The organism is Erythrobacter mangrovi (assembly GCF_013260645.1).
In the GTDB taxonomy this organism is placed as follows: domain Bacteria; phylum Pseudomonadota; class Alphaproteobacteria; order Sphingomonadales; family Sphingomonadaceae; genus Qipengyuania; species Qipengyuania mangrovi.
The window spans coordinates 890,273-906,271 of the sequence record NZ_CP053921.1 but is presented as its reverse complement, the minus strand read 5'-3'; the positions used below and the strand labels follow the sequence as shown (position 1 = coordinate 906,271).

At 62.2% G+C, this 15,999-nt stretch carries 9 protein-coding genes; 5 read left to right on the top strand and 4 right to left on the bottom strand.

The window, feature by feature from the left end:
• Positions 1-5: 5 nt before the first annotated feature.
• A complete protein-coding gene (locus HQR01_RS04710; protein ID WP_173212996.1) occupies positions 6-1,808 on the bottom strand; it encodes an aminopeptidase P family protein in 1,803 nt (600 codons plus the stop codon).
• A gap of 139 nt (positions 1,809-1,947) precedes the next feature.
• Between HQR01_RS04710 and HQR01_RS04705 the strand changes: the two genes are divergently transcribed.
• Together HQR01_RS04705 and HQR01_RS04700 are read left to right on the top strand one after the other, a co-directional pair.
• A complete protein-coding gene (locus HQR01_RS04705; protein WP_173216138.1) occupies positions 1,948-4,035 on the top strand; it encodes a S9 family peptidase in 2,088 nt (695 codons plus the stop codon).
• A gap of 10 nt (positions 4,036-4,045) precedes the next feature.
• Entirely contained in the window at positions 4,046-4,438 is a 393-nt protein-coding gene (locus tag HQR01_RS04700) for an acyl-CoA thioesterase (protein ID WP_173212995.1), read from the top strand.
• 9 nt (positions 4,439-4,447) lie between these two features.
• On the opposite strand, the gene HQR01_RS04695 is transcribed toward HQR01_RS04700, so the two are convergent.
• The 3 genes from HQR01_RS04695 to ald all read right to left on the bottom strand — a co-directional run bounded on the left by HQR01_RS04695 (position 4,448) and on the right by ald (position 9,187).
• Positions 4,448-6,208 carry a sensor domain-containing diguanylate cyclase gene (locus HQR01_RS04695; protein WP_173212994.1) on the bottom strand — a complete coding sequence of 587 codons (1,761 nt, stop codon included), beginning with the start codon at positions 6,206-6,208 and terminating at the stop codon, positions 4,448-4,450.
• A gap of 76 nt (positions 6,209-6,284) precedes the next feature.
• The gene (locus HQR01_RS04690) at positions 6,285-8,012 is read right to left on the bottom strand and encodes a sensor domain-containing diguanylate cyclase (RefSeq protein WP_173212993.1); all 1,728 of its coding nucleotides are present in this window, start codon (positions 8,010-8,012) and stop codon (positions 6,285-6,287) included.
• A gap of 59 nt (positions 8,013-8,071) precedes the next feature.
• The gene (ald, locus tag HQR01_RS04685; protein WP_173212992.1) at positions 8,072-9,187 is read right to left on the bottom strand and encodes an alanine dehydrogenase; all 1,116 of its coding nucleotides are present in this window, start codon (positions 9,185-9,187) and stop codon (positions 8,072-8,074) included.
• 127 nt (positions 9,188-9,314) lie between these two features.
• Here ald and HQR01_RS04680 point away from each other — a divergent pair, with 127 nt between their 5' ends.
• From HQR01_RS04680 to HQR01_RS04670, 3 genes are all read left to right on the top strand, one after another.
• Positions 9,315-9,788: an Lrp/AsnC family transcriptional regulator gene (locus HQR01_RS04680; RefSeq protein ID WP_173212991.1), complete on the top strand. Its 474-nt coding sequence runs from the start codon at positions 9,315-9,317 to the stop codon at positions 9,786-9,788.
• A 193-nt stretch (positions 9,789-9,981) separates the two neighbouring features.
• A complete protein-coding gene (locus tag HQR01_RS04675; protein WP_234030251.1) occupies positions 9,982-12,756 on the top strand; it encodes a TonB-dependent receptor plug domain-containing protein in 2,775 nt (924 codons plus the stop codon).
• Between the two features lie 242 nt (positions 12,757-12,998).
• Positions 12,999-15,881 carry a TonB-dependent receptor domain-containing protein gene (locus tag HQR01_RS04670; RefSeq protein ID WP_173212990.1) on the top strand — a complete coding sequence of 961 codons (2,883 nt, stop codon included), beginning with the start codon at positions 12,999-13,001 and terminating at the stop codon, positions 15,879-15,881.
• Positions 15,882-15,999 lie beyond the last annotated feature (118 nt).

The following is a 15,999-nucleotide window of genomic DNA, read 5'->3' as shown; positions in this document are numbered from 1 at the left end:
CTGCGCTACAAGGGTGCACACTCGCGGGTAAGCCAGGCCAGGTCCTCACCTTCGAGTTGCGGCGCGAGGATCTCGCGAACCTTGGCATGGTAGCGGTTCCACCAGCCGATTTCCGCCTCGGACAGCATGCCCTTGTCGACCAGCCTGCGGTCGAGCGGCACGAACGTCAGCGTCTCGAAAGCGAGGTAGTCGCCTTCGCTTTCGATCTGCGCCGGGACTACCAGCACGAGGTTCTCGATCCGGATGCCGTAGTGGCCCGCCTTGTAGTAGCCGGGCTCGTTCGAAAGGATCATCCCTGCGCGAAGCTCTGTTCCGCTGCCTGGATAGGGACCGTTGGGCTTGGCAATCCGCTGCGGTCCCTCGTGCACCGAGAGATAGCTGCCGACGCCGTGGCCGGTGCCGTGATTGAAATCGACCCCGCCGGCCCACAGGTGCATCCGCGCCAGCGCATCGAGCGCGCCGCCAGTCGTGCCCTGGGGAAAGGTCTGCATGGCGAGCTGGATGTGGCCCTTGAGCACGCGCGTGTTGCGCTCGATCATCTCGGCCGTCGGCTCACCCGGGCCAACCCACACGGTACGGGTGATGTCGGTGGTGCCGTCGGCATATTGCCCGCCTGAATCGACCAGGTAGATCGAGGATGGCGGGATCGGGATGTTGCTGTCTTCGTCGACCTTATAGTGCGGCAGGGCAGCGTGTGGCCCGGCTGCGCTGATCGTGTCGAAGGAACAATCGCGCAGCACGCCGCCTGCTTGCCGGAACTCGAGCAGCCTGGCGGCGGCGGTGAGTTCATCGATCCCGCCCTTGGGGGTCTCGATCTCGAGCCAGCGCAGGAAACGGGCGACCGCCGCCCCGTCGCGCGCCTGCGCATCGCGCTGGCCCTGCTGTTCGGCGGCGTTCTTGATGGCCTTGGGCAGCACGGTGGGATCGCCTTCGCGCACAACCTTGGCACCGCCCGACTCCAGGGCGTGGAAAATCCCCGCCACGGCGTGTTGCGGATCGACCGCGACCGTCTTCCCAGCGAAGCTGGCGAGCGCCGGGAGGAACTGGTCGCGCGGGCGCACGGTCACGGCATTACCGAGGTGCTGGGCAAGCTCCGGCGTAACCTTCTCTGGCGCGATGAAGAGCTCGGCCGTGCCATCGGCATGGGCCAGCACATAGGACAGGGCCACCGGCGTGCTGTCGACATCGGTACCGCGCATGTTGAGCAGCCAGGCAACCGAATCGAGCGCGGTGATAACCGTTGCGTCATAGCCTTCGCGCTTAAGCCAGTCGGCCACCTCGGCGCGCTTCTCCGCACTCGATCGACCCGCCAACTTCTCGTCGTGCGGTGTCGCCGCGTTGAGCGAGGGTTGTGGGCGGTCGTCCCAGATGGCGTCGATCGGGTTTCCGTCGACCGGAACCAGCTCGATCCCCTTCTTGGCAAACTGCTTGCTGGCCGTTTCGGCCCAATCGATGCCGTGGAGCCATGCGTCATAGCCGATCCGGGACCCTTGGGCGGCGTTCTCGGCGATCCACTTGGCGGGGCTGGTCGTGGGGACGTCCTCGTAATCGTAAAGCTTGCCGTCGACCTGATCGCGCACCTGCACGGTGTAGCGGCCATCGGTGAACATCGCCGCCTTGTCCTTGAGCACCACGGCGCTACCTGCGCTCCCGCCGAAGCCGGTCAGCCATTTGAGCCGCTGGGCGTAGGAGCCGACATATTCGCTCATGTGCTCGTCAGAAATCGGGATGACGAAGCCGTCCAGCCCGCGCTTCGCCAGCTCCTTGCGCAATCCGTCAAGTCGGGCTTCGTGGGTCTGCATCAACATCGCGGGGTCCTTTTGTCCTGTGGGCCGGTGGTTTCGTATCCCGGCGCTTGCCGCGCACCCTTGGCGCGCATAGTCATGCGCTCCACTTAGGCCGCTCTGGCACCCATTTCCACCCGTTCCCCCGACAAGGAGTTGTCCCATTTCGACGAGCCGCCCTGCCGCCCCGCCCAAGGCCGAAAAGCGCGAGTTTTCCTATTCGCATCACGGGATCACCATCACCGATCCCTATGCCTGGCTGCGCGATCCCGGCTATCCCGAGGTGACCGATGAGGATGTGCTGGCCCATCTAGAAGCGGAGAATGCCTGGTTCGAAACGCGGATGGAACCGCACAAACCGCTGGTGGATGCGCTGTTCAAGGAGATGCGGGCGCGCATCAAGGAAGACGATTCGACGGTCCCGCAGCGCCGGGGCGACTGGCTCTATTGGTCGGAATTCGAAGAAGGCGCGGAGTATCGCAAGTATTACCGCAAGCCCGTGGGTGGCGGCGATGCACAGCTGATCCTCGACGAGAATGCGCTGGCCGAAGGGCACGAGTATTTCCGCCTCGGCACCTTCTCGATCTCCGACAATGCCGAGCTGCTGGCCTATTCGGTCGATACCAACGGGTCGGAACGGTTCACCGCGCGCTTCAAGGTGATCGCGACGGGCGAGCACTTTTCCGACGAGATTCCCGGGACATTGTCGGACTTGGTGTGGGTGAAAGGCGATACGGCGGTGGTCTATGGGCTCGCCGATGAGAACTGGCGCGTCCATGATGCGACACTCCACGTGCTCGGCACGCCGCTCGATAACGATGTCGAGCTATACCGCGAGACCGAGGACGAGGGCTTTCGCGTGGGGGCAGGCCTGTCGGCACAGGAAGACTGGTTGGTCATCTCGACCGGAGACAACGAGACCTCGGAAGTGCGGCTGGTTCCCGTGGCCGATCCCACTGCGGAGCCCTTGCTGGTGAAGCCGCGCCAGAAAGGCGTCGAATATGACGTCGATCTGCGCGACGGTGTGGTGTGGATCCACACCAACGACGATCACGTCAATTTCCGCCTCGCCACCGCGCCTCTCACCAATCCGGGGGAGTGGACTACGCTGATCGAGGGTTCGGATGAATTCTATCTCGACGGTTTCGAACTCTACCGCGATTTCTATGTGACCGAAGGGCGGCTGGGTGGCCTCGACCAGATCCAGCTCCGTTCCTACGACGATCCCAGCCTGGTCAAGCCGATCGCCTTCGCCGAGCCGAGCTATACCACCGGCCTGACCAACAATCCCGAATACCATCAGGACAAGCTGCGGCTTTCATACCAGAGCATGGTCACGCCGGACTCTGTCTATGACTATCACGTTGCGAGCGGCGAACTCGAGCTGCTCAAGCAACAGGAAATCCCGAGCGGGTACGACCCCTCGCTCTATGTTACCGAGCGGCTCGAGATCGAAGTACGCGACGGGACCAAGGTCCCCGTTAGTGTGGTCATGCGCAAGGATCGCGAGCCGGGCGGACCGCTGCACCTCTATGCCTATGGTGCCTACGGCATCGCCATCCCGCCGGGGTTCTCGACCACGCGGCTGAGCCTGGTCGATCGCGGTTTCGCCTATGCCATCGCGCATATCCGCGGCGGCGATGACCTGGGGCGTAAATGGTACCTTGCCGGCAAGCTGGAGGAGCGGACCAATACCTTCAATGACTTCGTCGATGTCGCCAAGGGGCTGGTGACCAAGGGTTACACCGCCAAGGGCCGCATCAGCATTTCGGGTGGTTCGGCCGGAGGCGAACTGATGGGCGTGGTCGCCAACACCGATCCCGATCTGTGGGGCGCAATAGTGGCGCATGTCCCCTTCGTCGACGTGCTTGCAACCATGCTCGACGGTGACTTGCCGCTGACCCCGGGCGAATGGCCCGAATGGGGCAATCCGATCACTTCCAAGCGGGCCTTCGCGCAGATCCTTGCCTATTCGCCTTACGACCAGGTGGCGGCACAGGATTATCCGCCGATACTGGTGACTGCCGGGCTCAACGACCCGCGCGTGACCTATTGGGAGCCCGCCAAGTGGGTTGCCAAATTGCGCGAGTTCAAGACCGACGGCAACGAACTGCTGCTCAAGACCAATATGGGTGCCGGCCATGGCGGTAAGTCGGGCCGGTTCGAGTCGATCCGCGAAGTCGCGGAAGAAGTAGCCTTCATCTTGTGGCAGTTCGGGATGGCCGATCGACTTCAGGCGACAGCGCGGTAAGGGCGAAGCGATGAGCAACCACTTCACCCGTGTCTTCACCGCGCAGGCGGAACACATCGACGAGCTTGGCCACGTCAACAATGCCGTCTGGGTCCAGTGGATCCAGGATATGGCTACCGCGCATTGGGATTCGGTCGCGAGGCCGGAGGATCGCGAGGCCTTCTTCTGGGTCGTGACCCGGCACGAGATCGATTATCGTGGCAATATCGATCAGGGCGAGAGCGTTACCGGGGATACCTGGATCGAGGGTGCGCCGCGCGGGGCAACCTCGATACGCCGGGTCGACTTTCGCGATGCCAGCGGCAAGGTGATCGTGTCCGCCGCGACGACCTGGGCGATGCTCGATCGCGGTAGTGGCCGGCTGGTGCGGGTCCGGGCGGAGGTGCTCGAACCCTTTGCATAATCCACGCCTTTAGGCAGCGGCGATCGCTTCGTCGGTGTCTTCCGCAGGGATGAACAGCTCGAGACGATCTTCGACCGTGCGATTCCGGCCGGCGCACTTCGCCGCATAGAGCAATTGGTCGGCCCGCGTGTACAAGGTGCCGAAATCGACGCTGGGTTCCGCGCTCACGGCTGCGAAGTCGAGGAAGCCCATGCTGGCGGTAACCGGCCGCTCGAGTCCTTCCATCATGGCGAAAGTGCGTGCGGTGAGTGCACGGCGCCGCGCTTCTGCCCGCTGGCGCGCATCGTTGCCGCGCAACAGCAGCAGGAATTCCTCGCCACCGATGCGGAAGACCTGCGCGTCCTCGTCGTCCCCCGCGGTCAGGGCGTCCGCCATGCACTTGAGCACTTCGTCGCCCACCGGGTGGCCATGGAGATCGTTGATTTCCTTGAAGTGATCGATGTCGAGCAATGCCATGGCGTGGAAGCCTTCGGTCACCAGATCGGCGTAGCGCGAGGTCAAGGCGCGGCGGTTGAACAGGCCGGTCAGCTCATCCCGTTCGCTCAGGACTTCGAGCGAGCGGGCTTCGCTGACGGCCTGGTCGCGTTCGCGCTTGATCGAGATGAAGCGATCCGCAACCGCGAGGGCCGTCGCCACCACCTCGAAGAGCAGCGCCAGGTTCTGCGGCCAGGTCTCGTCAAAGCCGTAAGCGTCGGTCGCAATGAAGATGGTCGTGAACTGGATCAGCATGATACCCGCGAAGGGCGCGAAACCCAGGACCAGATATGGCGCCATGCGGCTGCCCTGCCTCCAACCGCTTCCCAGCACGTGGAAGTAGGCGGCAAGGAGGATCATGTAGTTGCCGAAGTAGAAGTGATCGATCCACGTGCCGAAGAGATGCGGCTTGAATGTCGTCAATGAACCGTTGATCAACGCGCCCGCAGCGATCCCCAGCAGGATCAGGCGACAGCGCCGGGTAAGGTACTCCGGTTCGATGAAATTGCTCGCGAACAGCATCGTCGCAGCGATCATGATGTCGACGCTGAAGTAGGTGATCAGCAGTTCGGTATCGAAGTCGATCGGGGTGAGCAACGGGATGAGGCCAGACACCGCTGCCGTCTGGACGAAGGCCATAAGGCAGAACAGCGCGTGAAAGAGCGGGAACGGCTCGCGCAATGCTCGAAAATAGCCGAAGTCGAACAGCATAGGGGCGAGCAGCAAGCCGCAGATCAGGGCAGCGAGCAGGTGCGCATATCCGGCGAGTGGCGGCATCGAGGCATTCTCGACGAGTTCGGCATTGGCGAATGACTCGGGCCACTTGCTGCCATCGATCACGAAAACGACCGACGAAGCCTGTTCCTGGAGTTCTGGCAGTGGGATGATCGAGCGAAGGCTCGAAAGCCCGAGGCTGGTCTCGCGGAAGGTATAATTGCGGGTGGCGCTGGATCCGTCGACGCCTTTGACGATCACGGCGAGGTGTTCGAATTCGTGGCGATCAAGTTCGGCAAAGCGCGGATTTAGCTCTCCGGCGGAGCGATCGCGCAGGTCGATCCGCACCAGTTCCCGGGGCTTCTTCCAGTCGTAATTGTCGTCCTCGCAGATCCAGCGGGCGGCTTCGCGTTCGACCACCACGTGATCGAGCGAGGCGGGGCCGGCCGTGTGGCAGATCGAGCCGGGTGCAAACTCCTCGGTCGCTTTCGCGGGCTGCGCGAACAGCACCATACCTGCCAGCAAGGCAAGCACGGCCTTAGCCAGGGCGCGATGCGCCACGGTTACTGTTAACCACCCCATGCCGCCCCTATAGGGCCTAGGGCTTAAGGACGGGTTACAGTCGTGTAACGATTATGCCGCTCCCTCGAATGACCTTCTAGGCTGCCACGGCGCCGTCAGCTTCGCGTTTGGCGTCAAACAGTTGGAGCGTGTCGCAAACGGTCTGGTTTCGGCCCTCGCACTTGGCGGAATAGAGCAACTGGTCGACCCGGGTGTAGAGCATCGCGAAATCGAGGTCGGCCTCGCCTGCGACCGGCTTGAAGTCCAGAAAGCCGGCGCTGGCGGTTATGGGCCGTTCGAGGCCGTCGAGTTCGGCCAGAACCCTCGCCGTGATCGCCCTGCGTCGGGCGTCGGCGCGCTGGCAGGCATCGTCCCCATGCAGCAGCAAGAGGAACTCCTCGCCGCCCATGCGGACCAGCTTGCTCGCTGGATCCTCCCCCAGCGCGCTGGCCGCCAGCTGCAGCACACGGTCACCAGTGGCGTGGCCATATTCGTCGTTTACTGATTTGAACTTGTCGAGATCGACCAGCATGCAGGCGGTGTAGCCCTCAGCGACAAGCCCGTCGAAATCCTCGGTGATTGCGCGGCGGTTGAGTGCTCCGGTCAGCGGATCGCGTCGGGCCAGCGATGCCAGGGCCTGCGCCTCATCGAGCATGCGATCGCGCTCGCGGCGCAGGGACAGGAAGCGGTCTGCCACACCCAGCGTCGTGGCCATGACTTCGAGCGCGCCGCCGAGCAGGAACAGGGTACCGGCGTCATAGGTCGGCATGCCGGGGATCAGGTGGCTTCCCGTGCGGATTACCCCAACGACTACCAGCGGGGCAAAGCCGACAGCCAGGAATCGGGCCGAACGGCTACCATCACGCCAGGCCTTGGCGATCGCCCAGACGAAGTAAGGGCTCCCGGCAAGGCAGGTGATGTAGAAGAAGTCCGCTGGGAAACGGCCAAGCGCGTGGAACTGGGGCGCGTGCAGGGCAGTGGCGATCGCCACCAGGAAGGCGTGGCCATAAAAGACCCGGCGCCCGCGTTTCGACAGGTGCTCGCGTTCGAGGAAGGACTCCGTGAACAGGCTGGCGCCAATGACGATCGCGCCAAAACTTGCCACGCCCAGCAGGCGCGCCATTGGCAGGCTGAGCGTGAAGAACGGAAGATTCAGGCCCGAGACAGTGACCAGGTGGATCAGGGTGCTGCCCACCATGCCGGCATGCAAGAGGCTGAAGCGGTCGCGCAGGACGTAGAAGACACCGAGGTCGATAAGGATCGGCATGACAAGAATGCCGATGACGAGCGCATAGAGCAGCAATGCATTGCGCTCCGAAGGCGTCGATCCCGGCAATTGGGCTTCCAGCCTGAGGTAGTCGAGCGGCATGATTTCCCTGCCGCCGAGCATTATCGCGAAGAGGTAGCGGGTTTCTTCGGTGATTTCCGGCAACGGCAAGGAGAACTGTCGTTCGAGATAGGCCTGTCGACCATCCGCGAAACTCTTGCTGATCGTGCGCTGGCCGCCGTCCATGTCCTCCGCGACGAAAATCAGTCGCTCGAAATCGGCCTTTCGGGAGATCGCATGGCGCAGTTGCGCACGGTCCGCCCGATCCGACAGGTCGAAGCGGATGATCTGGGCCTTGTCGGGCTGGACGTCGAAGCGCGCCGGGCACTGCCAATTGGAAATGCGCGACAATTCCTGCGCCGTCGGCAGGGTGTCGAGCGTGATTCCGCAGCGTTCGCCAAGGTTTGCACCTCCGGCAGCCTGCGCCTGCATGCCCGGGAGCATGCAGAGCGCGAGCAGCAAGGCCCCGAACAAATACCGGAATGTACCAACCCCCATCTGCCCGGCGTTTAGCCGGTAAAGGTTCGCAGTCGGTAAACTCTGGGTATCGTTTTGTATCAGCCGAGCAGGTCGGCGACCGGGCGATAGGTGTAGCCGAGTTCCTTCGCGACCGCTTCGTAGGTCACTTCGCCGGCATGGACGTTGAGGCCTTCGGCAAGGTGCGGATCGCTGCGCAGCGCTTCCTTCCACCCGAGCTGCGCGATCCGCAGCGCGTGCGGCAGGGTGACATTGTTCAGCGCATAGGTGCTGGTCCGCGCCACTGCCCCGGGCATGTTGGCGACGCAGTAATGGACGATGTCATCGACCACATAGGTCGGGTCGGCATGGGTGGTTGGGCGCGAAGTTTCGAAGCAACCGCCCTGGTCGATCGCGACGTCGACCAGCACTGCGCCCTTCTGCATATCCTTCAGCATGTCGCGGCTGACCAGCTTGGGCGCGGCGGCGCCCGGGATCAGCACCGCGCCGATGACGAGGTCCGCTTCGCAAACCGACTCATAAAGGTTCGCGACGTTTGAGAAGCGGGTCTTGGCGCGACTTTCGAAATGCGTGCCGACGCGTTCGAGCACTTCGGGACTGCGATCGAGGATGGTGACATCGGCGCCGAGACCAGCAGCCATCTGCGCTGCGTTGAAACCGACTACACCGCCGCCGATGACGGCGACTTTCCCCGGCATCACGCCCGGTACGCCACCAAGCAATACGCCACGGCCTCCTTGAGCCTTTTCGAGTGCGGTTGCGCCGGCCTGTACGCTCATGCGGCCTGCTACCTGGCTCATCGGCTTGAGCAGGGGCAAGGTGCCGCCTGCCCCAGTGACGGTCTCATAGGCGATGCCGGTCACGCCGCTGGCAAGCAGTTCCTTGGTCTGCTCCGGATCGGGTGCGAGGTGCAGGTAGGTATAGAGGATCTGGCCCTCGCGCAGTCGCGCGCGTTCGACGGCCTGCGGCTCCTTGACCTTCACCACCATTTCGCATTCGGCAAAGATGACTTCGGGTCGATCGACGACCTTTGCACCCGCGGTCACGTACTGGGCGTCGGCCGCACCGATTCCGGCCCCGGCCTGCGTCTCGATCCAGACTTCGTGGCCGTGGTCGACCAGCTCGCGCGCGCTCTCGGGGGTGAGGCCGACGCGATACTCGTGGTTCTTGATTTCCTTGGGGCAGCCGATGCGCATGGGGGTTCTCCTCTAGACGGCCCAATATAGCTCGATCGGCGCGAGAAGTTTTGCCTCATTTCACCTGTTCATGCGCTCGGAACGATGATATTTCCCGGTTTCAGGTAATTTTGTGGGAAATTTTTCGATGGATCGCGCGGACGTGAAGCTGCTCGAAGCGCTGCAGAGTGACTCGACCCAATCGATCGCCCAACTGGCCGAACAAGCCGCGCTTTCGCCCTCAGCCTGCCATCGCCGGATCCGGTCGCTCGAACAGGCTGGGATCATTTCGGGTTATGGTGCGCGGCTCGATCCGCGCAAGCTTGGGCTAAGCCTTGTGGTGTTCGTCGAGATTACTCTGACCAGCCAAAGCCGCGAGGCGATGGACCGGTTCGAGGACGCGGTGCGCGCCTTCGATGATATTCTCGACTGCAGCCTGATGTCGGGCAATGCCGACTACCTCTTGCGGGTCGCTGCGGCGGATCTGGCCCAGTTCGACGCGATCCACCGTGACTGCCTTGCGCGGCTGCCGGGCGTGTCCTCGATGCGGTCGAGCTTCACGATCCGCAATATCAAGAGCTGGCGAGGATATCCCATTTCGCGATGTATGAACCCTGCTTGAGGGTAGTTACGCCGATGGCCTGCAATTTCTGAGATTGTTGCCCAAAAACCCGCTTCTCGCGCAATTTTCGTGAGATGCGCCTTGGTGCCTTGCGCCACCCCGGTCGGGCCGTATGAAAAATGGAGGGTCGTGGGCAGAGGCAAGCCTCGCGTGGTCGTGTCTCTCGCTCGTTGGCAACGAGATGGAGGGAATAATGACCAAGCGGGTTACGCAGACTTCGATCAAGGCCCTTTTAGTGGCGGCTACTGCCGTCTGCGCGATGGCAAGTGCCGATGTTGCGATGGCGCAAGGTGCCGACGCAGATACGACCGCTGAGGAGGCGGCTCCCGGATCGATCGTGGTTCTCGGTACGCGCCGTACAGACCGCAGCGCGACTGACTCTGCTTCTCCGGTCGACGTGATCGGTGCAGCGGAACTGCAGCAGCAACCGGCCGCCAACATGCTCGATGTGGTGAAGAACATCGTTCCCTCGTTCTTCGTGCCGCAAAACACCATTTCCGACGCTTCGACCTTTGTGCGCGCGCCATCGCTGCGCGGTCTTCCGGCGGACAACATTCTCGTCATGCTCAACGGCAAGCGCTTCAACCGCTCGGCCCTGGTCCAGGTCTATACTGGCGGCGACACTGCGCTGTCGTTCGGCTCGCAGGGCGCCGATATCTCGTCGATCCCCTCGATAGCGGTTTCGAACCTGCAGGTGCTGCGCGATGGCGCAACCGCGCAATATGGCTCGGACGCCATCGGCGGCGTGCTCAATTATGGCCTGCGTGACGACATTGGGTTCGAGGCGCAGGGGCTCTATGGCCAGAATTACGACAACGGCGGCGACGGCGAGACCTGGCAGGTCTCCGGCTATGGCGGCGTCCGGTTGGGTGACGCGGGCTTCATCTCGCTTGCCGGTGAATACTCGGACACCAACGGCACAAGTCGCGGCGTGCAACGCCCCTCAGCGGTCAACTTCGCCAACCAGTTCCCCGACCTTGCCGACCAGTTGCCCAATTTTCCGGGGCCGGTGCAGATCTGGGGTACCTCACCTTCGCATGGCTGGAAGTTCATTCTGAACAGCGAGTTGGAGCTGGCGCCCAATGCGACCTTCTACCTGTTCGGCAATCTCGCGCGATCGAAGGCGGACCAGAGCTTCAACTATCGCGAAGCGGTCACGACCACGGCAACCCGTTTCGACGGCACAAACAACACCACGGGCACGCTGAGCGCGAACTCGGCATTCCGGCATCCGATCTTCCTGACGACCTGCCCAACTGGCAATGCCACCTGCCCCGCCGGCGGATTTGTGCGCGACACCAATGTCTTCAATTTTACCGATTTCTACCCTGCAGGCTTCACCCCGCGCTTTGTCGGTGTGACCAAGCAAGCCATCGGCGTAGTGGGCGTCCGCGGCGATATGGACTCGGGCTTCACCTACGACGTTTCGGGTTCACTCGCGCGCCAGTCGCTTAACCTGTCGATGTATAACTCGCTGGCACCGTCCTACGGGCCGGATTCGCAGACCGAGTTCGAGTTCGGCACGCTGATCCAGCGTGAGATCAACCTCAATCTCGACATGACCTATCCGCTCGATGTCGGGTTCGCTAGCCCGCTAACCCTGTCGGGTGGTGCGGAATTCCGGCGCGAGGAATATGAGGCGACTGAGGGTGATCCACAGTCTTATGGTGCCGGCCCCTATGCGGTGCAGCAGCTCTTCGACCGCGTATCGGACGGTGTGTACACGCCTACATCCGCGGCGGACTGCCCAGTCGCCCAGGCCGCGGGCGTAACGACTTGCACCGTCACGATGCCTCCTGCCGCCAGCGGCTATGGCGGCACCAGTCCCACTTTTGCGGGCAAGAGCAGCGAGAAGAGCTACGGCTTCTATGTCGGCCTCGAAGGCGACATCACGGAACGCTTCTCGATGGGCGTTGCCGGTCGCTACGAGCACTATGAGAATTTCGGCAGCACCACCGTGGGCAAGGTCAATGCCCGTCTCGAGCTGTCGGACAGCCTCGCTATCCGTGCGACGGCAGGTACCGGCTTCCATGCTCCTTCGCCCGGCCAGAACAATGTCCAGGTGCTGACCACTACTTTCATCCAGGGCAATCAGGTGCAGGTGGGGACCTATCCGGTGACCAGCGACATCGCGCAGTATTTCGGCGCAACCACGCTGGGCCCCGAAGAGTCGACCAACTTCGGTGCGGGCTTCGTGCTCGAGCCGACCAACAACCTTACGGTCACCGTTGACGCCTATTCGATCAAGGTCCGCGACCGGATCGGTATCTCGCAGACGTTCAACGTCACGGCCGACGATATCGTGGCGTTGCCGTCGCTCGCCGGCGTTGGCGAGGGTGGTTCGGTCCAGTACTTCACCAATGGGTTCGACACGCGGACCCGGGGTGTCGATGTGGTGGCGACCTATCGCACCGGGCTGGCTGATGGCGATCTCAACATGACGCTTGCCTATAACTACAACAAGAGCAAGGTGACGGACTTCGATGACGGTGTGATCGGCGCGACCCAGCTGATCGACATTAAATATCTTGCGCCGAACCATCGGGCGACCTTTGCCGCCAATTGGTCGTCGGGGCCATGGGCGATCAATCTGCGCGAGAGCTACTTTGGTACCTGGCGCGATTCGAACGATTACCCATTGCGTGTCGGCAATATCACATGCCCGTCAGGTGTTTCGCCTGCTCCGGATGATCGGACTACACCGTGCGCAATTTTCGATGGGCAGCACTTCGGTGCGAAGTTCATCACCGATCTCGACGTGAGCTATACCTTCGCCGAGAAATACACGCTCACAGTGGGGGCGAACAATCTGTTCAATACCTATCCCGACAAGATCGCGGCGACGATCAACAACCCGATCTATGACTCCACTGGAAGCATCTCCAATGGCTCGATCTATCCGCGCCCGGGTGGCCCGTTCGGGATCAACGGTGGTTTCTGGTACGCCCGCATTCGCGTGAAGTACTGATCACCCAACCCATGAAAACGTAAGGGCGGGGGAGCAAATCTCCCGCCCTTTTCTTTTACCTGCCGATATCGACTGGCAGGCATGTCGAGTCTGTACCCTCGAAATTTGGGAAACTTGACCAAAGGACTGGCTGTGACGAAATTGTTACAACTGTAAGTTTTGAGAAGCGCCTGCCCATTTTTCGCTGTGCGGAATGGCAGTTGCGCGCGATTCTATCGTCTCCATAGTCAAAGGATAGACCGATGCGTCGTACGCTCATTCTTGCTGCCAGCACCTCTGTGCTTGCGCTCACCGTCCCTGTCGCAGCTCAAGCGCAAGACGCTGGGGCTGACGTTGTCGAAACCCAGGAGCCTTCCGAAGCCATTGTCGTAACCGGCTCGAGAATTCGCCGCGATCCGCTCGACAATCCGTCGCCGGTTGTGACGCTCGACCAGGGCGCGTTGCAACAGACGGGCCTTTCGTCGGTCGCCGACATCCTTCAGCGCCTGCCGAGCGCAGCTGGCGGCCTCAACACGCGGGTGAACAACTCGGGTAACATCGGCAACCCGCAGGACGGCGGCGGTGTCGGCGCAGGTACCGCCGAAATCGACCTGCGTTATTTGCTGGTCAAGCGCACACTCGTTCTCGTCGACGGCCTGCGTTACGTCCCGGCGACTGCCGCCAGCGGCATTCCTTCGACCATCGACCTTAACTCGATTCCGCAGGGTATGATCCAGCGGATCGAAGTCCTTCAGTCCGGCCAGTCGCCGCTTTACGGCTCCGACGCGATCGCCGGGGTCGTCAACATCATCACCAAGAGTCGCCAGGATGGCCTCCAGGCCTCGGCCAAATACGGCCAATACCTGGCGGAAGGCGATGGCGAAACGACCGAACTGAGCGTGAGCTACGGCACGCGCGGTCCCGGCATCGAAGTCGTCTTTGGTGCCGACTACGTGGATCAGAAGCAGATTCTCACCGCCGACCGTGCGTTGACGCAATTCCCGAACCCTGGCCAGACCAGCTGTACCGATGCGATCGGCGGCTGTTCGTCGGGCACGCTGGGTGGGCGTATTGTGTTCAACCCGGGCAACCCTTCGCTGCCCGCAGGCGGTAGCGTTACCGTACGCAACTCGCCGCTGACGACCCGCGGCGTCTATGATCCCACGCTGGTCGGAGGAGATTTCCGCGCTTTCACCAACGCGGACCGTTTCAACTTCGCACCCTTCAACCTGCTGGTGACGCCGTCGGAACGCTATGGCGCCTGGCTCAGCACCAAGATCGAGGTTTCCGACTCGATCAATCTGCGTACGCGGTTCGTTTACAACCGCCGCAACTCGAAGAACCAGGCGGCCTTCTTGCCGCTCTTCATCGGACCCGATGCTGGTAACGGCAATCTCCTCGACACGATCTCGATCGATGCCACCAACCCTTTCAACCCGTTCGGCATCACGCTGAATTCGGGGGCCGATGGCCAGCCGGCAACCTACAGCTTTATCGGACGGCGCTTGGTCGAGAACGGTCAGCGTACCTACCGCCAGACGGTGGATACCTGGACCGGCTCGGCGACGCTCGACGGAACCTTCGATATCGGCGGCCGCAACTTCTACTGGGATCTCAATGCGGTCATCGGCTTTAACGATGCGCATCAGCTGTTCACCGGTAACGTCAATGCGGCGAAGGTTGCGCAGGCGCTCGGCCCGCTTGCTAACTGTACCGGTGATTGTGTTCCGCTGAACATCTTTGGCGGCGCGGGCTCCATCACGCAGGAGATGCTCGACTTCATCGCCTTCGACGAACGCGCCAAGAGCGACCAGGATCTGCAGGACTATACCGCCAACCTGTCGGGCGAACTGTTCGACTTGCCCGGTGGTGCGGTTGGCATCGCCGTCGGTTACGAGCATCGCTACCAGAAGGGTTCGTTCACTCCCGACCCGATCATTCAGGCGGGGCTGGGTTCGGACATTCCGGCGCAGGCGGCGTCGGGCAAGTATAACTCGGACGAGTTCTATGGCGAGCTGCGCGTTCCGCTGCTCAAGGATACGCCCTTCTTCCAGCAGCTCGAACTCGACGGCGCCGTGCGACATGCGCGCTATTCGACCGGCTTCAAGAACACCAGCTTCACCGGTACCGTGCTGTGGAAGCCGACGACCGACCTCCTTCTGCGTGGTTCCTATGCCGAAGGCTTCCGTGCCCCGGCGCTGGGCGAATTGTTCGGCGCCCAATCGCGTGCCGATGCTCCGATCGACGACCCCTGCACCAACGTTGCCGGGTCGCCCTATCAGACCAACTCCACGGTTCGGCAAAACTGCAATGCCAACGGTGTTCCCGTCGATGGCAGCTACAATGAACCGAACGGTGGCCAGCTTCCGACCTTGACCGGCGGCAACGTCGATCTCGATCCGGAAACCTCGGAAACCTGGTTGTTCGGTGCGGTCTACAGCCCAGAGTGGGCACGCGGCGGCTTCGTTCGCGACTTGAGCCTTGAGGTCAACTATTACGACATCACGGTCGATGGCGCGATCGCGGCGATCAACCCGCAGGAAACACTGACTCGCTGTGCCTTCCTCAATGACCCGCTGGCCTGCGGCAATATCACCCGCACATCGAGCGGTATCGTTTCGGCGATCCGCGGCCTGTTGCTGAACATCGGTGAGATCAAGACCAAGGGCTTCGATGCCACCCTGACCTTCCGTTCGGAGGAAACTTCGGCCGGTACCTTCGGTCTGTCGATCAATGCGAACTATCTCGACACCTATGAGGAAACCTTCCCCACGGCGTCCGGGACTTCGACGATCGACTTCCGGGGAACCACCCGCGGGTTCCCCGACCAGTCCTATCCGAAGTTCAAGGCGAACGGCGTCCTTACCTGGGCACTGGGTAGCGTCGATGCGGCCTTCACTGGCCGCTACATCAACGGCGTCACCGAAGGGAACGGCAACCGTCTCAGCTCGCGGTTCTATGGCGACGTGCAGTTCAGCATAACGCCGAAGTTCCTCGATGAGTCGTTCCGTCTGTCGGTCGGTGTGCTCAACGTCTTCGACACCGATCCGCCGGCCTGCTTCAGCTGCACCGGCCCGAACTACGATCCGACCACCTACGACATTCCGGGTCAGTTCGGTTACATCCAGCTGAGCTATCGTATGTGATCAGGGCTGAGGAGCGGGCTCCATGCCCGCCCCTCACCTGTCTGATAGGCTCACGACCCCGATTGGGAAAAACGCGAGGCGAGTGACCTGGGTCGCCCGCCTCGATCGTTCTCAAATC